This window comes from Streptomyces sp. 8K308 (assembly GCF_004348315.1).
In the GTDB taxonomy this organism is placed as follows: domain Bacteria; phylum Actinomycetota; class Actinomycetes; order Streptomycetales; family Streptomycetaceae; genus Streptomyces.
On the sequence record NZ_SMKC01000024.1, the window covers coordinates 12732 to 31638 of the forward strand.

The 18907-nt window shown below is 73.1% G+C and carries 19 protein-coding genes and 1 pseudogene; 10 read left to right on the plus strand and 10 right to left on the minus strand.

The window, feature by feature from the left end; translation table 11 throughout:
* Position 1: 1 nt before the first annotated feature.
* The 4 genes from E1265_RS06195 to E1265_RS06210 all read right to left on the minus strand — a co-directional run bounded on the left by E1265_RS06195 (position 2) and on the right by E1265_RS06210 (position 2715).
* A complete protein-coding gene (locus E1265_RS06195; protein WP_132929198.1) occupies positions 2-1003 on the minus strand; it encodes an RNA polymerase sigma factor SigF in 1002 nt (333 codons plus the stop codon).
* A complete protein-coding gene (locus E1265_RS06200) occupies positions 892-1305 on the minus strand; it encodes an anti-sigma regulatory factor (protein WP_132817139.1) in 414 nt (137 codons plus the stop codon). Before E1265_RS06200 ends, E1265_RS06195 begins: the two co-directional genes overlap by 112 nt.
* Positions 1306-1595: 290 nt before the next feature.
* On the minus strand, positions 1596-2081 hold the full coding sequence (locus tag E1265_RS06205; RefSeq protein ID WP_207930971.1) for an NUDIX domain-containing protein: 486 nt from the start codon (positions 2079-2081) through the stop codon (positions 1596-1598).
* 10 nt (positions 2082-2091) lie between these two features.
* Positions 2092-2715: a TetR/AcrR family transcriptional regulator gene (locus E1265_RS06210; protein ID WP_132929200.1), complete on the minus strand. Its 624-nt coding sequence runs from the start codon at positions 2713-2715 to the stop codon at positions 2092-2094.
* Positions 2716-2797: 82 nt separating this feature from the next.
* Here E1265_RS06210 and E1265_RS06215 point away from each other — a divergent pair, with 82 nt between their 5' ends.
* The 3 genes from E1265_RS06215 to E1265_RS06220 all read left to right on the plus strand — a co-directional run bounded on the left by E1265_RS06215 (position 2798) and on the right by E1265_RS06220 (position 6038).
* A complete protein-coding gene (locus E1265_RS06215) occupies positions 2798-3442 on the plus strand; it encodes an SDR family NAD(P)-dependent oxidoreductase (protein WP_207930972.1) in 645 nt (214 codons plus the stop codon).
* Complete coding sequence (locus E1265_RS37885; protein WP_207930973.1) at positions 3430-3642, plus strand: hypothetical protein; 213 nt, start codon at positions 3430-3432, stop codon at positions 3640-3642. The genes E1265_RS06215 and E1265_RS37885 overlap by 13 nt, the downstream gene beginning before the upstream one ends.
* Positions 3643-3785: 143 nt before the next feature.
* On the plus strand, positions 3786-6038 hold the full coding sequence (locus E1265_RS06220; RefSeq protein ID WP_132929201.1) for an AAA family ATPase: 2253 nt from the start codon (positions 3786-3788) through the stop codon (positions 6036-6038).
* Positions 6039-6041: 3 nt separating this feature from the next.
* Here the strand turns inward: E1265_RS06220 and E1265_RS06225 are convergent, their stop codons facing one another.
* Positions 6042-8435 carry a SpoIIE family protein phosphatase gene (locus tag E1265_RS06225; RefSeq protein WP_132929202.1) on the minus strand — a complete coding sequence of 798 codons (2394 nt, stop codon included), beginning with the start codon at positions 8433-8435 and terminating at the stop codon, positions 6042-6044.
* A 279-nt stretch (positions 8436-8714) separates the two neighbouring features.
* Positions 8715-9110 carry a superoxide dismutase, Ni gene (gene sodN, locus E1265_RS06230; protein ID WP_132929203.1) on the minus strand — a complete coding sequence of 132 codons (396 nt, stop codon included), beginning with the start codon at positions 9108-9110 and terminating at the stop codon, positions 8715-8717.
* 107 nt (positions 9111-9217) lie between these two features.
* On the opposite strand from sodN, the gene sodX reads away from it, so the two are divergent.
* Positions 9218-9652, plus strand: a complete 435-nt coding sequence (gene sodX / locus E1265_RS06235) for a nickel-type superoxide dismutase maturation protease (protein WP_132929204.1) — start codon at positions 9218-9220, stop codon at positions 9650-9652.
* Here sodX and E1265_RS06240 read toward each other — a convergent pair.
* Positions 9565-10185, minus strand: coding sequence for a CGNR zinc finger domain-containing protein (locus E1265_RS06240; protein ID WP_132929205.1), 621 nt, complete (start codon positions 10183-10185; stop codon positions 9565-9567). The genes sodX and E1265_RS06240 overlap by 88 nt on opposite strands.
* 99 nt (positions 10186-10284) lie before the next feature.
* Between E1265_RS06240 and E1265_RS06245 the strand changes: the two genes are divergently transcribed.
* Positions 10285-11046 carry a class I SAM-dependent methyltransferase gene (locus E1265_RS06245; RefSeq protein WP_132929219.1) on the plus strand — a complete coding sequence of 254 codons (762 nt, stop codon included), beginning with the start codon at positions 10285-10287 and terminating at the stop codon, positions 11044-11046.
* 330 nt (positions 11047-11376) lie between these two features.
* Here E1265_RS06245 and E1265_RS06250 read toward each other — a convergent pair.
* Positions 11377-12519, minus strand: a pseudogene (locus tag E1265_RS06250) (NADP-dependent malic enzyme); the annotation flags it as partial.
* Between the two features lie 617 nt (positions 12520-13136).
* Between E1265_RS06250 and E1265_RS06255 the strand changes: the two are divergent.
* Genes E1265_RS06255 through E1265_RS06265 form a run of 3 tightly spaced genes read left to right on the plus strand, consistent with a single transcriptional unit; the run spans position 13137 to position 15808 of the window.
* Entirely contained in the window at positions 13137-14084 is a 948-nt protein-coding gene (locus E1265_RS06255; RefSeq protein ID WP_132929207.1) for an ABC transporter substrate-binding protein, read from the plus strand.
* A gap of 9 nt (positions 14085-14093) precedes the next feature.
* Entirely contained in the window at positions 14094-15038 is a 945-nt protein-coding gene (locus E1265_RS06260) for an amino acid ABC transporter permease (protein WP_132929208.1), read from the plus strand.
* Positions 15035-15808, plus strand: coding sequence for an amino acid ABC transporter ATP-binding protein (locus E1265_RS06265; RefSeq protein WP_347877162.1), 774 nt, complete (start codon positions 15035-15037; stop codon positions 15806-15808). The genes E1265_RS06260 and E1265_RS06265 overlap by 4 nt, the downstream gene beginning before the upstream one ends.
* A gap of 16 nt (positions 15809-15824) precedes the next feature.
* Here E1265_RS06265 and E1265_RS06270 read toward each other — a convergent pair whose 3' ends face one another.
* On the minus strand, positions 15825-16691 hold the full coding sequence (locus E1265_RS06270) for an AraC family transcriptional regulator (protein ID WP_243740568.1): 867 nt from the start codon (positions 16689-16691) through the stop codon (positions 15825-15827).
* 116 nt (positions 16692-16807) lie between these two features.
* Between E1265_RS06270 and E1265_RS06275 the strand changes: the two genes are divergently transcribed.
* Positions 16808-17218 carry a DUF2000 domain-containing protein gene (locus tag E1265_RS06275; RefSeq protein WP_132929209.1) on the plus strand — a complete coding sequence of 137 codons (411 nt, stop codon included), beginning with the start codon at positions 16808-16810 and terminating at the stop codon, positions 17216-17218.
* 45 nt (positions 17219-17263) lie between these two features.
* Here the strand turns inward: E1265_RS06275 and E1265_RS06280 are convergent, their stop codons facing one another.
* Positions 17264-17800 carry a GNAT family N-acetyltransferase gene (locus E1265_RS06280; protein ID WP_165953663.1) on the minus strand — a complete coding sequence of 179 codons (537 nt, stop codon included), beginning with the start codon at positions 17798-17800 and terminating at the stop codon, positions 17264-17266.
* A 97-nt stretch (positions 17801-17897) separates the two neighbouring features.
* Here E1265_RS06280 and E1265_RS06285 point away from each other — a divergent pair, with 97 nt between their 5' ends.
* Positions 17898-18860: a zinc-binding dehydrogenase gene (locus E1265_RS06285; protein WP_132929211.1), complete on the plus strand. Its 963-nt coding sequence runs from the start codon at positions 17898-17900 to the stop codon at positions 18858-18860.
* Positions 18861-18907: the final 47 nt, after the last annotated feature.

The window sequence follows — 18907 nt, forward strand, 5'->3', positions numbered from 1 at the left end:
GCTACTCCTCGACCAGCAGCTTCTCGCGGAGCTGCGCGAGGGTGCGGGCGAGCAGGCGGGAGACGTGCATCTGGGAGATGCCGACCTCCTGGGCGATCTGTGACTGGGTCATGTTGCCGAAGAAGCGCAGCAGCAGGATCTTCTTCTCGCGCGGCGGCAGCTCCTCGAGCAGCGGCTTGAGCGACTCCCGGTACTCGACGCCCTCCAGCGCGTCGTCCTCGGCGCCCAACGTGTCCGCGACGGCCGGGGACTCGTCGTCGGTGTCCGGCACGTCGAGGGAGAGCGTGCTGTACGCGTTCGCCGACTCCAGGCCCTCGAGCACGTCCTCCTCGGAGATGTTGAGCCGGCGGGCCAGCTCGTGCACCGTGGGCGCGCGGCCGTGCTGCTGCGACAGTTCGGCCGTGGCCTGGCCGAGCGAGAGCCGCAGCTCCTGCAGCCGGCGCGGCACCCGGACCGCCCAGCCCTTGTCGCGGAAGTGCCGCTTGATCTCCCCGACCACCGTCGGCGTGGCGTAGGTCGAGAACTCGACGCCGCGCTCCGGGTCGAACCGGTCCACGGACTTGATCAGGCCGATGGTGGCGACCTGGGTCAGGTCGTCGAGCGGCTCGCCCCGGTTCCGGAAACGCCTGGCGAGGTGCTCGACCAACGGCAGGTGCATCCTGACCAGCGTGTTGCGCAACTCGGCGCGCTCCGGCGAGCCCGGGGGCAGCCCGCGCAGCTCGACGAAGAGATCGCGCGCGGCGCTCCGGTCGTGCGGATCGGGCGCGGTGCGCCGCGGCGCGCTCCTCGCCGGCTCCTGCTGCTCGGGAATGGCGGCCGCAGCCGCTGTCGCCGTCTGTTCCACCTCGTTCACCTCGGCCCCCTCATCGTGTGACGGGCCCCGATCGCCGGTCACGGCGCTCCGGGAGCGGCGCCGCGCTTCTTGTGCAGGCTGATGCTGACCGTCTTGTCCTCGCCGACGGTCGACTCGACCTCGCCCGCCAGCGCGGTCAACACGGTCCACGCGAAGGTGTCCCGCTCCGGGGCGTGGCCCTCGGTGGTCGGGGCCGAGACCGTGACCCGCAGCGCGTCACCGACCAGCGTGAACACGCAGTCAAGGACGCTGCCCGGCTTGGCCTGTTGCAGCAGGATGGCGCACGCCTCGTCGACCGCGATGCGCAGGTCCTCGATCTCGTCGAGGGTGAAGTCCAGCCGGGCCGCGAGGCCGGCGGTGGCCGTCCGCAGCACCGACAGATAGGCGCCGGCGGCCGGCAGTCGGACTTCGACGAAGTCCTGCGATCCGGGCTCACCTGGGATTGGGGACACCCTCACCTCCACAGAGACTCACACTGATTGAGCGCTCCCTGGCACCTGCCGGATGCCCTGGACGCTCTGCGACGCTACCGCGATCCCCGGCGCGCTGTCGCCTGCCGGGGGCAGCGCCGGCGGCCCTGACCACCTCGACGGTATTACTCATCGTAATGCATCCGGTGCTTACTGTGGCCAGCCTTGCGGCGCCAATTCCTCGGCGACGACGCGGCGTTGCGGGGGGTGGCAGCGCCATGATCATTGATCGTACTGCGCCGGGCGCCCGGCGCGGGGGCCGCCGGCCGCCGTCAGCCCCAACCCGGCAGGCTGACACCGGGATCCCCCGCCAGGCAGCGGTGGATCACGCGCTCCTCGCCGAAGACCAGCGGCTCGGGTATCGCGCCGACCGGTACCCATTCCGCGCGGGAGTGCTTCTCCGGCTCCCGGTTGCGCAGGGTGCCGCTCCAGCGGTGGGCCGTGAAGATCACGGTGACGAAGCCGTTGGGCGACTCCACACCGTGCGCGCCGTGCACCACGTGTGCCAGGCGCAGCTCGGCCGGGTCGACCACGAGGCCCGTCTCCTCCTCCAACTCGCGGACGGCGGTGACCGTGACCGGCTCGCCCGGGTCGCTCTTGCCGACCGGCAGGTCCCAGTGGCCGGGGGCGAACTTGGCGTCGGGGCCGCGCTGGAGGAGCACGACGCGCTCCGCCGCGAGGTCGTGTACCAGCACGGCCGCGGCGAGCAGCGTCATCGAGCGGGTCGCGGGCGGCAGGGGAGCCTTGGGTGGTGCCATGGCCGCAACCCTAGGCGGTGGCACCGACATCGCGGGCGGCGTCTCGCGGTTCGAGCAGCGCGAAGGCGCGCGCGAGCAGCGCGGCCCGGTCGGCGCGGCCCTCGCCGCGCAGCCACTCGCGCCCCGCCGCGTCGAGCGCCGCCGCGGCGGCGCCGGTGAGCAGGTCGGCGGTGAACGCGTCGAGGCGGGCGTCGGGGCGCGCGCACAGCGCCTCGGCGACCAGCGCGCGCAACTCGTCGCGCTTCTGGTGCAGTCGGGCGCGAAGCGCCGGGCTCGACTCGATCAGTCGCAGCCCGGTCAGCTCGCGCTGTCCGGCGTGGATGCGGTCCTGCCAGGCGGCGAGCACGGTGGTCAGGCAGCGCCACGGCGGCTCGTCGGCCGGCCGGTCCGCGATCTCCTCGGCGATCCGCGCGGCCATCAGCTCCAGGTCGCCGAAGACCACGTCCTCCTTGCTGGCGAAGTACCGGAAGAAGCTGCGTTTGGACATGCCGGCCGCCCGGGCCACGTCCTCGACGGTCGTCTCCTCGTAGCCCCGGGTGGTGAACAGGTCGAGTGCCAATCTGGCCAGCTCGGCCCGGACCGCGCGCCTGGTGCGTTCGCGCAGGCCCGAGGCCGCTTCCTCGTCGCCGCTCATGCCCAGAGTCTAGAGATCCGCACTGAGCGGCTATTGTGTCACCCGGTGACGCAATCGTCGTTCGGTGAGGTAGCTGGTGGTCGTGCGCGGCAAGACGGTCCTGGTGACGGGCGGTACCGGAGGCATAGGCCGGGAGACGGCGCGGGGGCTCGCCGCGCTCGGCGCGGGGGTGGTCGTGGTGGGGCGGGACCCCGGCCGGGCCGCGGCCGTGGTGGCGGAGATCGGCGGAGAGGCGTGCCCGGCCGACCTGACCAGGCTGGCCGAGCTGCGGCGGGTGGCGGCCAAGGTCACCGAGCGGCACGGCCGGCTCGACATGCTGGTCAACAACTTCGGCCTGAACCCGGCCGACCGCACGCTCACCGAGGACGGCGTGGAGACCGCCTTCGCGGCCAACGTGCTGGCGCCCTACGTGCTGGCCACGGGCCTGCTGCCGGCGCTGCGCGCGGCCGGCGGCGGCGCCCGCGTCGTCAACCTCACCGGCGGACTGCCGGACGGCCCGATCGACCCGACCAACCTCCAGGGCGAGCGGCGCTTCCGGGGCTGGACCTTCAGCCATTACAACCACACCAAGACCGCGCTGATGGCGCTGAGCCTCGCCCTGTCCGAGCGCTGGGCCGGCACCGGCGTCACGGTGAACGTGGCCTACCCAGGGCACGCCTACACGCCGGGGAACCGGGCCACCCCGTCCGCGCCTTCCCCTACGCCTACCGGCCGTTGGCGCCGCTGATCCGGCTGCTCGGCGACCTCGCCAAGCCGGCCCGGACGAGCGTGCGACTCGCCAGTGATCCCGAGCTCGACGGTGTCACCGGGCGGTACCTCAACGCCAAGGGGAAGTGGGCCCGTTGGCCGGCCGGCGTGCTGGCCGAGGCGAACCGGGAGGCGGTGCTCGCGCTATGCGAGCGCCTGGCGGCGGGCCGGGTGACATGAACCGGGTGACATGAACCGGGTGACATGAAAAAGGCCGCCGCCCGCTGGCGACGACGCGAATTGCCCGCTATATTCCGTTGTTTGGCGCCGTTTCACGAAAGGTCAAGTCGACGCTATTTAGAGGGAATTCTAGCGAGGTGGGGATGGGATTGTCAAGCGGCGGAATCGATGATCAGGAACAGGAATACGTCACCCGGCTCTACGACCGGCTCGACGCGCTGCGCGGGGAGGCCAGGAAGCGGCTCGACCAGGTGCTGGCCAGCACCGGGCTCGGCCACCAGGGGCTGGCGGAGCGGGACGTGGCCGCCGCGGAGCTGGCCGGCCGGGTGGCCAGGCTCGACTCGGTCGAGAACGGACTCTGCTTCGGACGGCTCGATATGCGCGACGGTGAGCACCGTCATATCGGCCGCATCGGAATCCTCGACGACTCCACCGACTACGAGCCGCTGCTCATCGACTGGCGCGCCCCCGCGGCCCGGCCGTTCTACGTCGCCACCGCCGTTTCCACGGAAAACGTCAGGCGCCGGCGGCACATCAGGACCCAGGGCCGGCGGGTCACCGGCGTGCAGGACGAGGAATTCGACCGCGGCGCGGAACCGGCCGGCGACTCCGCCCTGTTCGACGCGCTCAACGCCGCGCGGACCGGCCGGATGGCCGACATCGTCTCGACCATCCAGGCCGAGCAGGACGACATCATCCGCGCCGACCACGCCGGTGTGCTGGTCGTCCAGGGCGGCCCGGGCACCGGCAAGACCGCCGTCGCCCTGCACCGCGCGGCCTACCTCCTCTACACCCACCGCGAACGGCTCGCCAGGAGCGTCGTGTTGGTCATCGGCCCCAGCACCACCTTCCTGCGCTACATCGGCGACGTGCTGCCCTCGCTCGGCGAGACCGGGGTGCTGCTCGCCACCGTCGGCGAGCTCTTCCCCGGCGTCCGCGCCGGGCTCGTCGAGCCGCCGGCGACCGCCGAGACGAAGGGCCGGCTCGCCATGGTCGAGGTGATCGCCGCCGCCGTGCGCGACCGGCAGCGCGTCCCCGAGGAGGGCGAGCGCTTCGAGGTGCTCCACGACGGTGAACGCCTCGCCCTCGACCGGGACACCTGCCTGCGGATCCGCGACCGGGCCCGCGAGACCCGGCTGCCACACAACGAGGCCCGCCCCTGGTTCCGGCGCTGGATGATCGAGGCGCTGGCCCGCGCCGCCGGCGAGCGCTACGGTACCGATCCGCTCGACGGCGGCAGCCTGCTCACCGAAGCCGACCTGGCGACCATCGTCGCCGAGCTGTGCGAGAGCCGGGAGGTCGCGGCCGCCGTCGACGCGCTGTGGCCGGCGCTCACCCCACAGCGGCTGCTCGCCGAGCTCTACGCCTCGCCCCGCCGCCTGGCCGCCGCCGCGCCCGACCTCGACCGCGCCGAGCGCGCCGTGCTGCTGCGCGGCCAGCACCGGGGCTGGAGCCCGGCCGACGTGCCGTTGCTCGACGAGGCCGCCGAACTGCTCGGCGTCGACGACCGCGCCGAGCGCGCCGCGGCCTCGGCCGAGCACGCCGAGCGGCTGCGCCTCGCGCAGGAGGCGCTGGACATCGCCTACGGCTCCCGCGTCACCGACTTCGACGACGGCGCCGACCCCGAACTCCTCTCCGCCTACGACCTCCTGGACGCCGAGGCGCTCGCCGAACGACACCAGGAGGCCGACCACCGCAGCCAGGCGCAGCGCGCCGCCGCCGACCGCACCTGGGCCTTCGGCCACGTCGTGGTGGACGAGGCCCAGGAACTCTCCCCGATGGCCTGGCGGTTGCTGATGCGGCGCTGCCCGGCCCGCTCCATGACCATCGTCGGCGACATCGCGCAGACCGGTGACCCGGGCGGCGCCCCGTCCTGGGAGCGGGTGCTCGAGCCGCACGTCGGGAACCGCTGGCGGCTGGCCGAGCTGACCGTCAACTACCGCCTGCCGACCGAGATCGCCGAGCTGGCCGCGCGGGTGCTGCGGCGCATCGACGCCGCCCGCACCGCGCCGCGCGCCGTCCGGGCGGCCGGCGTCGCGCCCTGGCGCGAGCCCGTGCCGGCCGACGAACTGGCCGTGGCGGCAAGCCGGTTGGCCGTCCGGGAGCTGGCCCGCACCGCCGGCGGCCGGGTGGGCGTCATCGCCCCGGCCGGCCTGGTGCCCGTGCTGGCCGGGCCGGTGCGCGCGGCGGCGCCCGAACGGGTGGACGTGCTCGACCCACGGGCGGCCAAGGGGCTCGAGTTCGACTCGGTGATCGTGGTCGACCCCGACCGGATCGTCGCCGACTCGCCGCTCGGCCTCAACGACCTCTATGTCGCGCTGACCCGGCCCACCCAGCGCCTGGCCGTGCTCCACGACGCGGCGCGCCCACCGCTGCCGCCGCTCGGGGCACTGTGACGCTCAGCCCGGGCCCAGCGGCTCGTGCAACGGCAGTTCGGCCCAGATGACCTTGCCGGCCGGGGTGTGCCTCGTGCCCCAGCGCCTGGCGAGCTGGGCGACCAGCATCAGGCCGCGCCCGGTCTCGTCGAGCCACCGGGCGCGGCGCAGGTGCGGGGCCGTGCTGCTGGCGTCGCACACCTCGAGGATCAGGTCCTTGTCGAGGATCAGCCGCAGCCCGATCGGCGGGTCGGCGTGCCGGAGGGCGTTGGTGACAAGTTCGCTGGCGATCAGCTCGCCGGTCATGATCTCCGCCTCGCCGACGCCCCAGTCCGCGAGCCGCTCGCCCACCCGCCGCCGCGCCTCGCCCACCGAGGCCGGCCTGGGCGGCACGTCCCAGAAGGCCGTCTGGTCGGCGCCCAGCGCCCGGGTGCGGGCCAGCAGCAGCGCCACGTCGTCGGGTGCGCCGCCCGCCGGCAGCAGCGCCTCGAGCACCGTGTCGCACAGCGCCTCCAGCGGTTCCTCCCGGTGCCGGCCGAGCACGTCCCGCAGCAGCGCGAAGCCGACGTCGATGTCCCGCTCGCGGTTCTCGAGCAGGCCGTCCGTGCAGAGCGTCAGCAGGCTGCCCTCGGGCAGCTCGCGCTCCACCGCCTCGAACGGCAGGCCGCCCACGCCGAGCGGCGGCCCGGCCGGCACCCGCAGCACCTCGGGCGCCGCGCCACCGGGCAGGAGCACCAGCGGCGGCGGGTGCCCGGCCCGCGCCAGCTGGCAGATCCGCGAGACCGGGTCGTAGACGGCGTACAGACAGGTCGCGCCGACGTCGCCGGCCGCCTCCTGGTCGCCGGTCTCCATGGCGAGCCGCACCACCAGATCATCCACCTGGGTGAGGAGTTCGTCGGGCGGCAGGTCGACGTCGGCCAACGTCCGCACCGCCGTGCGCAGCCGGCCCATGGTGGCCGACGCCTGCACGCCGTGGCCGACGACGTCCCCCACGACGAGCGCCACCCGGGCGCCGGAGAGCGGGATGACGTCGAACCAGTCGCCGCCCACCCCGGCGTGCGGCGCGGCCGGCCGGTAGCGGGAGGCGGTGGCGACGGCCGTGGGGCGCGGCAGCACCCGGGGGAGCAGGCTGCGCTGCAGCGTCAGCGCCACCTCGCGCTCGCGCGTGTAGCGGCGGGCGTTGTCCACGCAGACGGCGGCCCGGGCCGCGATCTCCTCGGCAAGCAGCACGTCGTCGTGGACGAACGGCTCGGGGCGCCGGTGCCGGGCGAGCATCGCCACCCCAAGCGTGACGCCACGGGCCCTTATCGGCACCAGCATCGTGGAGTGGATGCCGAACTCGCGGCTGCGCGCCAGCCGTTCGGGCCGCTCCGCGAACCAGGGCCGCAGGGCGGGGTCCTCCGTGGCGTACCGCACCGTGTGGCCGACGCGCAGCGCCTGGGCCTGCGGGGAGTGCCGCGAGTAGCTGGTCAGCGTGCCGGGCCCGGTCAGGACCTCGGGACAGCCATCGAGTACCGACCGCACGGCGACGCGCCGCATCGGCTGCCGCCAGGGCGCCGACGCGTTCCCCTCCACCGGCGCGTCCAGCAGGTCGACGGTGATCAGGTCGGCGAGGTACGGCACGCACACCTCGGCCAGCTCCTCGGCCGTTCGGGTGACGTCGAGCGAGCTGCCGATGCGGGCGGCCGCGTCGTTCAGGACCGCGAGCCGCTGCCTGGCCGCGTACTGCTCGGTGGTGTCGGTGGCCGTCAGACAGATGGCACGCAGCCGGCCCGACCGGTCGTGCAGCGGCACGAAGGACGCGGCCCAGGCGTGCTCCCGCAGCTCGCCGCCGGTGCGCAGGAAGGTGTCGAGGTCCTGGCGGTGGCCGGTGTCCCTGGCGTACGCCAGGTGCCGCTCCAGGTCCTGGCTCTGCCGTTTGCCGCCGATCTCGGAGAGTCGAAGACCACGCGCCTCGTCCTCGGTGAGCCCCACGGTGCGCGCCATCGCCTCGTTCCACCGGCGCAGCCGCAGGTCGGTGTCGTAGACGGCCAGCGCGGCCGTGGTCTGCTCGAACGCGATGGCGGCCAGCTCCTCCTCGCCGGGGCGCGGCTCGCGGCCGGTGAGCCGGCTGACCAGCAGCCAGCCGTCGCCTTCCGCGTCCGGCCTCCTGCGGTGCGCGATCACCGCGACGCGCACCTCGTGGCCGTCGCGGTGGCGCAGCGCCAGGGCGCCGTGCCAGCGGGGGAGCCCGGCGAGCGACGCCCTGGTGTCGGGCGGCGGGGGCTCGGCGAGCAGATCGGCCGCCGGCCGGCCCACCGCCTCGGCGGTCGGGAGCCCGAGCAACAACGCGGCGCCCTCGCTCCAGGCGGCGATCCGCCCCGAACCGTCCACCACGGCGCTGGCGACCGCCGGTGGTGTCGGTTCCGGGTTGTCCATCGCTGCGCCGTCCCATCTGACCAGGCCACGGGCGGATGCCCATGTGATCAGATTCGTGCACGTGGCGGGCGGCCTCAAGCGCAGGAGGGTCGGCCCTCCGGGCCTGACGGCCACGGCCACGTCGATCGGGTGAGGGGGCCTGGTGCCGGACCGAGCCGCCGGTGACCCGTACGGTCCACGGGAAGCGCCCCGTTCCAGACCAGACGGAACGGGGCGCCTCCGCACGACCGGGACCCGCCGCGCCGCCTCGGGTGTGGCGGGCGCGGTGCGGACGGCCGGTCAGGCCTTCTTGGTCTCCCAGAAGATCTTGTCGATCTGGGCGATGTAGTCGAGCGCCTTCTGGCCGGTGGCCGGGTCGGTGGACCCCTTGGCGGCGCTCAGGGCCTTCAGCGTCTCGTTCACCAACTGGTGCAGCTCCGGGTACTTCTCGAAGTGCGGCGGCTTGAAGTAGTCGCTCCACAGCACCGAGACGTGGTGCTTGGCCATCTCGGCCCGCTCCTCCTTGATGGTGGTGGCGCGGGCGCGGAAGTGCGGGTCCTCGTTGGCCTGGTACTTCTCCTGGATGGCCTTGACCGACTCGGCCTCGATGCGGGCCTGGGCGGGGTCGTAGACACCGCAGGGGAGGTCGCAGTGGGCGCTGACCTTCACCTTCGGGGCGAACAGGCGGGAAAGCATGGAGCTGTCCTTCCTCGTGATCGTCTTCTCACGGCGACATTACTCCGTGCGGGGCTGGTTTTCCTGGGCGGGCCGGGCGGTGCGGCGTTGCTTAGGTCAAAAGTCCAATGCGGGAGTCGGCCCGATGGCTGACGATGGCGGGTGAGGAGTGGTGTGCGATGAAGCTGGGGCTCGCCGAGGTCTACAACCCGTCGATGCTGCCCACCCTGCGGCCGGGCGACCAGTTGCTGCTCGGCTACGGGGCGCGGGTGCGGCCGGGGGACGTGGTCGTGGTGCGGCATCCCTTCCAGCACGACCTGCTGATCGTCAAGCGCGCGGCGGAGCGGCGGAGCGGCGGCTGGTGGGTGGTCGGGGACAATCCGCTGGTCACCAACGACAGCCGGGAGTTCGGCGTGGTGCCGGACGGTCTGGTGGTCGCGCGGGCGGTGCTGCGGGTGCGCCCGCCGCTGCGGCATCAGCGGTCGCTGGTCTCGGTGCTCGGCTGGTTGCCGTCCTCGGTGCGGTTGTTGAGGCTGCGTTCGCGGCGCCTGCGGGCACGGTAGGCGGCGACGTTGGCCCGGGTGGCGCAGCGGTCGGAGCAGTACCGCTTGGAGCGGTTTGTCGACGTGTCGATATAGGCGTTGGAGCAGGGGGGCGCCCCGCAGATTCCGAGCCGGTCGACGCCGAGGTCGGTGAGCTGGAACGCCAGGCCCATGCAGGCGATCGCGGCGTATCCGGCGGTCGCGTTGGACGGGTGCTCGGCCAGGTGCAGGTGCCAGTTGGGACGGCCGCTGGCGGTGAGCTCGTCGTGTCCCGAGATCTGCGGGCTGGCCGGGTACTCGAGCAGCAGCGCGTTCAGCAGGTCGACGGCCCTGGCCTCGTCGCCCTCGGCGGCGGCCGTGAAGACGGCCCGCAGCCTGGTCCGCACGGCGCGCAGCCGGGTCACGTCCGCGTCCCCGACGCGGCGCGCGCCGTGCTGGTGCACGCCGAAGAGGGCGCGCACGGCCTCCACCGAGGTGAGGGTGTCGGTGCCGCGCAGCGGCTCCTCGGTGTTCACCAGGCGCACGGCGAAGTCCGAGTAATAGGTCAGTTCCAATTGTGTTCCTTACCGGGGTGGCCTAGAGTCCTCAGCGTACCTGTAATAGGTAATTATGGATTTTGCCTATTACTCGATCGGTTCTCTGAGGGGATGACGATGGCGGACTGGCAGGCATGGCAGGACAGTTGGGACCGGCAGCAGGAGTTCTACCTGCCGGACCGCGAGGAGCGGTTCCGGGTGATGCTGGATGCCGTCGAGGCGCTGGTCGGCGACCGGCCGCGGGTCCTCGACCTGGCGTGCGGCACCGGCACCATCACGGCACGGGTGCTGCGGCGCTTCCCCGGCGCGGTCACCACCGGCGTCGACCAGGACCCGGCGCTCCTGACCATCGCGCGCGGCCACTTCGCCGGCGACGAGCGGACCGGCTTCGTCACGGCCGACCTCACGGACCGGGACTGGCCCGCGCTGCTGCCGTACGACTCCTACGACGCCGTGCTCACGGCCACGGCCCTCCACTGGCTCGCCCCCGACCCCCTGCGGGAGCTGTACGGACGGCTCCGGACGCTGGTTCGCCCCGGGGGCGTGCTGCTGAACGCCGACCACATGCCGGATCCCGCGACGCCGCGGATCAACGCGGCGGAGCGGGCGTTCACCGAGGCCCGGCAGGTCAGGGCGCGGGAGGCCGGCGTCCTCGACTGGCCCGACTGGTGGGCCACGGTCGCCGCGGCGCCCGAGCTGGCCGAGGCGGCGGAGCGGCGCTTCGCCCTCTACGGCCGCCCGACGCGCGGCGCCGACCACAAGGACGAGGGCGCCCCGCCGGTCGCCTGGCACCTCCAAGCGCTCCGCGACGCGGGCTTCACGGAGGCACGCCCCGCGTGGTCCTCGCTGACCGACGCGGTCGTCCTGGCTTTGGCATGACGTGGCCCCTGCGGGGCGGCCTGCGGCCGGCTTGGCCGTGCCGCGCCCACCGTGGCCTCGCGCGGCAGGGACCGGCCGGCACCGCCTTCGCCTGCGGTGGGCTCACGCCGCCGCGGGCGTCGATGACCCGGTGGATCGTTCGGCGCACGCCAACGCCTCGCGGGCAGGCCGTCCGCGGAGCGGTGGGCTGCTCAGCCGTTTCGGCCAGGCGCGGCAGCGCCGTGGCTGCCCTCCGCCGGGCCCACGGCCCAGATGGAGCGGTGGGGTGGTGGGGCCCGAGGCCCCACCACCCCCGACCTTCGAGCCGCTGCCGCCGGCAGGCGGCACCGGCTAGCGGGTGATGCCTTCCTTCTCCGCCGCCTCGGCGACGGCCGTGGCGACCGCGGGGGCCACGCGGGGGTCGAAGGGGGAGGGGATGACCCGGTCGGCGGCGAGTTCGTCGGCGACGACCGTGGCCAGCGCCTCGGCCGCCGCCAGCTTCATGGACTCGGTGATCCGCCTCGCGCCCACCCGCAGCGCGCCCGCGAAGATCCCGGGGAACGCCAGCACGTTGTTGATCTGGTTCGGGTAGTCGCTGCGCCCCGTCGCCACCACCGACGCGTAGCGCGCCGCGACGTCCGGGTGGATCTCCGGGTCCGGGTTGGCCATGGCGAAGACGAACGCCCCGGGCGCCATCTTCGCCACCGCCGGCTCGGGGACCGTGCCGCCGCTGACGCCGACGAAGACGTCAGCACCGGCCAGCGCCGTCTCCAGGGAGCCGGTCAGGCCAGCCGCGTTGGTCAGTTCGGCCAACTCCCGCTTGACGGCCGTCAGGTCCTTACGGTCGGTCGAGACGACGCCACGCCGGTCGCAGACCACCACGTCGCCGACGCCCGCGCCCAGCAGGATCTTGGCGATGGCCACCCCGGCCGCGCCCGCGCCCGAGATCACCACCCGCAGGTCGGCCAGCGCCCGGCCGGTCAGCCGCGCCGCGTTCCGCAGGGCGGCCAGCGTCACGACCGCCGTGCCGTGCTGGTCGTCGTGGAAGACCGGGATGTCGAGCCGTTCCTGGAGCTTCCGCTCGATCTCGAAGCAGCGCGGCGCCGCGATGTCCTCCAGGTTGATGCCGCCGAACGACGGGGCGAGGCGGGCCACCGTCTCCACGATCTCGTCCGGGTCGCGGCAGTCGAGCGCGATCGGCACCGCGTCCACGCCGCCGAACTGCTTGAAGAGGATCGCCTTGCCCTCCATCACGGGCAGCGAGGCCTCGGGCCCGATGTCACCGAGGCCGAGCACCGCGCTGCCGTCCGTGACGACGGCGACGACCTGCGACTTCCAGGTGTACTCGTGGACCAGGTCGGGACGCTCCGCGATCGCCGCGCACACCCGGGCCACGCCCGGTGTGTAGGCGAGCGACAGGTCGTCGCGGTCGCGCACGGGAACCGTCGCCGTGACCGCCATCTTGCCGCCGCGATGGAGCGCGAACGCCGGATCGAGCTCGGTATCGAGCCCGCTGTCGAGTCGTGTGTCGGTGAGCTTGCCGTCGCTGGGATTGACGGTCTCCGAAGCCACTGGGTAACCCCTTTACTGCGTCGCTGAATCGAGGGTGGCCGCTCCCCGGTCGGGGAACGGGCGGGCACCACGTCCGCGGGGGTGGGCAGCGGACGCCGGACGCGCCGCACACGCGCCCAGGTCCCCGGGTGAGGGGTGTATCGATCGGTTCTACCTGATCAAGCACGCACGGCACGAGCGAGATCCGCGACCAGGCTGGCCACGGCCGTTTGACGAGTGCTCCTCTTGACACGGCGTCGCGGTGGGCGAACGCGCGGCGACCGGCCCACTCAGGGGTTACCCGCCCGGCGCCGCCGCCACGGGGGCGTGACGCATCTCTCACCGGCGCGTGGTGTGGCACAAGGGGGGCGAAGTGCCCGGCAGTTCATCACTCCCGGTAACCGGTACGACGTGTCCGTTATCCGATCTTGACGTTCGCGGCGGACGAATACGCCGAACGGAGTGGCAGGATGCCCTGCATCGCACCTGCCCTGTCGTGACACCCGAAGACGCGTGCCCGGCCCCCTCGGATACTCCGCGACCCCTGGAGGACCAACGCCATGAGCGCCCACCTCGTCCGCCGCCCCCGACGCCGCGCCGCGCTCGGGGCCCTCGTCGCCACCGGCGCGCTGCTGCTGACCGCCTGCGGCGACCAGACCGACGACGACGGCGGAAGCGGTGGCGGCGACGGCGGCGCCACCCAGGACACCGGGGCCGAGGCGCCGCTCCACGACATGCTGCCGGAGGACATCCAGCAGGCCGGCGTGATCACGGTCGGCTCCGACATCGCCTACGCGCCCATCGAGTTCTACGACGAGAACGACGAGATAGCCGGCATCGACCCGGACATCGCGGCGGCGCTCGGCGAGGTGCTCGGCGTGGAGTTCCAGTTCGAGAACGGCACCTTCGACGGCCTGATCCTCGGCATGAACAACGGCCGCTACGACGTCATCATGTCCGCCATGACCGACACCGCCGAGCGGCAGCAGGGCGTGAGCGAGGACGCCGAGGGCGGCGCCGACTTCGTCAACTACTTCCAGGCCGGCTCCGCGATCCTGGTCCCCGCCGGCAACCCCGAGGGCATCGAGTCCCCGGACGACCTGTGCGGCCTGGCCGTCGCCGCCCAGCAGGGCACCGCGAACGAGGCCGTGATCGAGGCGCAGCAGGAGCGGTGCGACGAGCCGATCGAGCCGATCATCAACGAGGTCGACACCGAGACCATCACCGCGCTGCAGAGCGGCCGCGCCGCCGCCGCGATCACCGACTTCCCGGTGGCCCTCTACAACGAGCTCACGGCCGGCGACGGCGAGCTGTTCGAGGTGGTCGGCGAGCAGATCGACGCGGCCCCCTACGGCATAGCCGTCAGCAAGGAGAACACCGAGCTGCGCGACGCGCTGCAGGCGGCCGTCCAGCAGATCATCGACGACGGCACCTACGCCGAGATCCTGGCCGAGTGGGACGCGGAGACCGGCGCCATCGAAGAGGCGACCATCAACGCCGGCGAGTAGGCGCGCGACGTGACCAAGACCGTGGAATCACCCGAACCGGAGAAGGCGGCCGGCGAGCTGCCGGTGCCCATCAAGGCGGTCCCGGTGCGCCACTACGGCCGCTGGGCGGGGGCCGCCGTCGTGCTGGCGATCCTCGGCCTGCTGGTGTGGGCGTTCGCGGGCGCGGACGTCGACTGGGGCGTGGTCGGCGACTACCTCGACCACGACACGATCATCGAGGGCGCCGGCAAGACGCTGTGGATCACCGTGCTCGCCATGCTGCTCGGCGTGGTGCTCGGCGTCCTGCTCGCGGTGATGCGGCTCTCGAAGAACCCGGTGCTCTCCAGCGTCGCCTGGGGCTACATCTGGTTCTTCCGGGGCACGCCCGTGCTGGTGCAGCTGTTCCTCTGGTACAACCTGTCCTTCGTCTTCGACACCGTGAACCTCGGGCCGATCTACCGAGACGAGATGAACGACGTGATGACGCCGTTCCTCGCGGCCCTCCTCGGGCTCGGCCTCAACGAGGCGGCCTACATGGCCGAGATCGCCAGGGCCGGCATCCTCTCCGTTGACCCGGGACAGACAGAGGCGGCGCACGCGCTCGGCATGAGCGGCGCCAAGACCACCCGCCGGATCGTGCTGCCGCAGGCGATGCGGGTGATCATCCCGCCGACCGGCAACGAGTTCATCAACATGCTGAAGACCTCGTCGCTGGTCTACGCGATCCAGTACACGGAGTTGTTCCGCGCCGCCACCACCATCAGCTCCCGCAACCTGGCGGTGATGGAGCTGCTGCTCGTGGCCACCGTCTGGTACCTGGTGCTGACCACGGTGTTCAGCATCGGCCAGTTCTACCTGGAGCGTTACTACGCCAGGGGCACCAACCGGCCGCTGCCGGCCACGCCGTTGCAGCGGATACGGGCGCAGCTGACGTCGCTGCGCACCCCGAGCCAGGTGGGAGGGACGAGCGTATGAGCCAGCCAGCCCATCCGATGGTGCGGGCCGAGCGGGTCCACAAGTCGTTCGGCGCGGTGCCGGTGCTGCGCGGCATCGACCTGGAGGTGCGCGCCGGCGAGGTGTTCTGCGTGGTCGGCCCCTCAGGCTCCGGCAAGTCGACCTTCCTGCGCTGCATCAACCACCTGGAGAAGATCGACGCCGGCCGGCTCTACGTCGACGGCCAGCTCGTGGGCTACCGCCAGAAGGGCGACAAGCTCTACGAGATGCGGGAGCGCGAGGTCGCCGCGCAGCGGCGGGACATCGGCATGGTGTTCCAGCGCTTCAACCTCTTCCCGCACATGACCGCTGCCGAGAACGTGATGGAGGCCCCGGTCCAGGTCAAGGGCGCGCGGCGGGCCGAGGCCAGGAAGCGCGCCGAGGCGCTGCTCGCCAGGGTGGGGCTCGCGGACCGGGTGGACAACTACCCGGCCCAGCTCTCCGGCGGGCAGCAGCAGCGGGTGGCGATCGCCAGGGCGCTCGCCATGGACCCCAAGCTGATGCTGTTCGACGAGCCGACCTCCGCGCTCGACCCGGAGCTGGTCGGCGAGGTGCTCGACGTGATGCGAGGGCTCGCCGAGGACGGCATGACGATGATCGTGGTCACCCACGAGATGGGCTTCGCCCGCGAGGTCGGCGACTCGCTCGTGTTCATGGACGACGGCGTGGTCGTGGAGTCCGGTCACCCCAGGGACGTCCTCAACAACCCGCGCCACCCCAGGACGCAGGCGTTCCTCTCCAAGGTGTTGTAGGCGGTGTCCTAGCGGGCTAACCGCGCGCGGCGCGCTGGTAGCGGGCCGGGGTCACGCCGTAGCAGCGGACGAACCAGCGGTGCAGGTGGCTCTGGTCGGCGAAGCCGGCCTCGGTCGCCGCCCCGGCCGGCGGCAGCCCGTCCGCCAGCAGCCGGCGGGCGGCGCGCAGCCGCAGCAGGCGCTGGTAGTCGCTGGGCGCCATGCCGTAGGTGGCCTGGAAGGCCCGGTAGAGCGCGAACCGGCTGCAGCCGGCCTCGTCGACCAGCCGGGCCGTCGTCACCTTGGCCGGCCCGGCCTCGGCCAGCAGGGCGGCCGCCCGGCGCGCGACCGACGCCTCGGCGGCGCGCCGGGCCGGGGTGGCGAGCCGGGGGCCGTGGGTGGCGCCGCGCCGCACGACGGCCAGCACGGCGACGGTCAGCCGCTCCTCGCGCGCCAGGGTCGCGGCCTGGCCCTGGCCGGCCACGAGGGTGTGGTGCAGCCGCAGCAGCGCGCGCCCGAGCGGCGGGTCCACGCGCACCGGCTGGTCGAACAGCGGCATCGCGACCCGCCCCGACTCCAGGTCCCCGGCGTCGGCGAGCACGTCGCGCACCACCTGCTCGCCGATGTGGACGATCCGGTAGGTGAAGCCGGACTCGAGGGCCGACTCGCCGTCGTGCGGGTCGTCCGGGTTGAACGCCATCACCATTCCGGCCCCGCTGGTGTGCCCGGCGCCCCGACAGGTGAAGCGTTGCGCGCCGCTCTCGGTGACGGCGAACGAGTACGCGTCGTGGCTGTGCCGGTGGAAGACGTGGCGCGTGAAGTGCGCCCGCATCGCCTCGACCGGCCGACCGCCGGCGTCCCGCCAGTACTCGACCCAGTCGTGACCGTTCTCGTGCCCTGCCACCCGTCCAGTGTCCCCGACGCGCCGCGTCCCGGAGCGGTGGGGCGGGTAGGGCGGCCACGCCCGGTCCCGCACGAGCGTTCAAGACGGCCGCCGGAGGGGGCGGCGACGATGCGACCATGCGTTTCGACACCAAGATCGCCGTCATCGTCCGCTCGGACCTCGCCGACTGGCAGAAACTCAACGTCATCGCCTTCCTCGCCAGCGGGGTCGCGCACGCCACGGACGAGGTCATGGGCGAGCCGTACCTGGACGCGTCGGACAACCGGTACCTGCCGATGCTGCGCGAGCCGGTCCTGGTGTACGTGGCGGACACCGAGGGGGTGCGCAGGGCGCACGAGAAGGGGCTCGGGCGCGGTCTCGCCATGGCCGTCTACACCGGGGAGATGTTCGCCACCGACCACGACGCCGACAACCGGGCGGCGGTGCGGGCCGTGGCGGCCGAGAAGCTCGACCTCGTTGGCCTGGCGCTCTACGGCCCGCGCAACGCGATCGACCGCACCACCAAGGGTCTTTCGCTGCACGGCTGAGTCAGCCGCCCCGTGTCAGCCGCCCCGTGTCAGCCGCCCGCCGGGTCAGTCGCCAGCGGTCCACGCCTCAAGCGGGGGCGTGCCGTCGGCCGGGGTCAGCTGGCCGGACTTGGTCCAGCCCCAGGACTGGAAGGCGGTGCGGGCCGGCGCGTTGCCCGGGTCGAGCAGGGTGAGGTGGAGCCTCGTTCTGCTGCGGGCGAGCAACTCCCGCTGGAGCCGGGTGGCCACCCCCTGCCGCCGGCGGTGCGGCGCGACCAGCAGCGCGGCGACCACGAAAACCTGGCGGTACGTGGTGAGTTCGTCGATCGTCAGCGGCACGTCGGTGAAGGCTCGCCACCAGTCGCCGCCCCGGTCGGCGCGGAAGCCGTAGACGCAGCCGACCAGCGCCGGGTCGCCGGCGACCAGCATGTCGAACTCCGGCTCGCCGGTGTCCTCGTCGACCAGCCGTCGGACGAACTCCTCGCGCTCCAGCGGGAAGACGCCCGGCGCCTCCTGGCGGGCCGCCAGGTAGAGGTCGCCGATGCCCGCGCGCTCCGACTCCGCCTGCCATCGGCTGAGCCGCCGCAGAAAAACCGTGCCCATGGCACCCCCCCGTGAACTCTCCGCCGCGAACTCTCCATCGTCCCACTCCAGCGCCGGTTCTGGAACGGAGCGGCGGGGCGGTACTAGCGTGAGAGCCATGTTTGCCGCCTATGCCGCGCGCTTCGACCGCGACCAGCCGCTGAACGCACTGGAGCTCGGCGACCGGCCCGAGCCCCAGGCCCCGACCGACTGGACCGTCGTCCACGTCCGAGCCGCCTCCCTCAACCACCACGACCTGTGGTCGCTGCGCGGCGTCGGGCTCGACGCCGAGGCGCTGCCGATGATCCTGGGCTGCGACGCGGCCGGCGTCGACGAGGACGGCAACGAGGTCCTCGTGCACGCGGTGATCGGTGCCACCGGGCATGGGGTCGGCCCGACCGAGCGCCGCACGCTGCTGAGCGAGAAGTACCAGGGCACGCTCGCCGAGCGGGTCGTCGTGCCCCGGTGGAACGTGCTGCCCAAGCCGGCCGAGCTGTCGTTCGAGGAGGCGGCCTGCCTGCCCACCGCCTGGCTGACCGCCTACCGGATGCTGTTCACCAACGCCGGGGTGCGGCCCGGCGACAGCGTACTGGTGCAGGGTGCGGGCGGCGGGGTGGCCACCGCGGCCATCGTGCTCGGCGCGGCGGCCGGGCTGCGGATGCTGGTCACCAGCAGGGACGCGGCCAAGCGCGAGCGGGCCGTGGCGCTCGGCGCCGAGGCCGCGTTCGAGTCCGGGGCGCGGCTGCCCCGGCGGGTGGACGCGGTGCTCGAGACGGTCGGCGCCGCCACCTGGTCACACTCCGTCAAGTCGCTGCGGCCTGGCGGCACCCTGGTGATCTCCGGCGCCACCTCGGGACAGGCGCCGTCCTCGGCCGAGCTGAACCGGATCTTCTTCCTCGAACTGAAGGTCGTCGGCTCCACCATGGGCAGCCGCGACGAGCTCGCCTCGCTCGCCTCGTTCTGCGCGGCCAAGGGCGTCCGGCCGGTGATCGACACGGTGCTGCCGCTCGACCGGGTGCGCGAGGGCTTCACCCGGCTGGCGGCCGGCGACCAGTTCGGGAAGATCGTGGTCACCATGTGACGGAACCGTTCCCGGCCGCCGGGCGTCGTCCTCCGGGACGGGGTGTT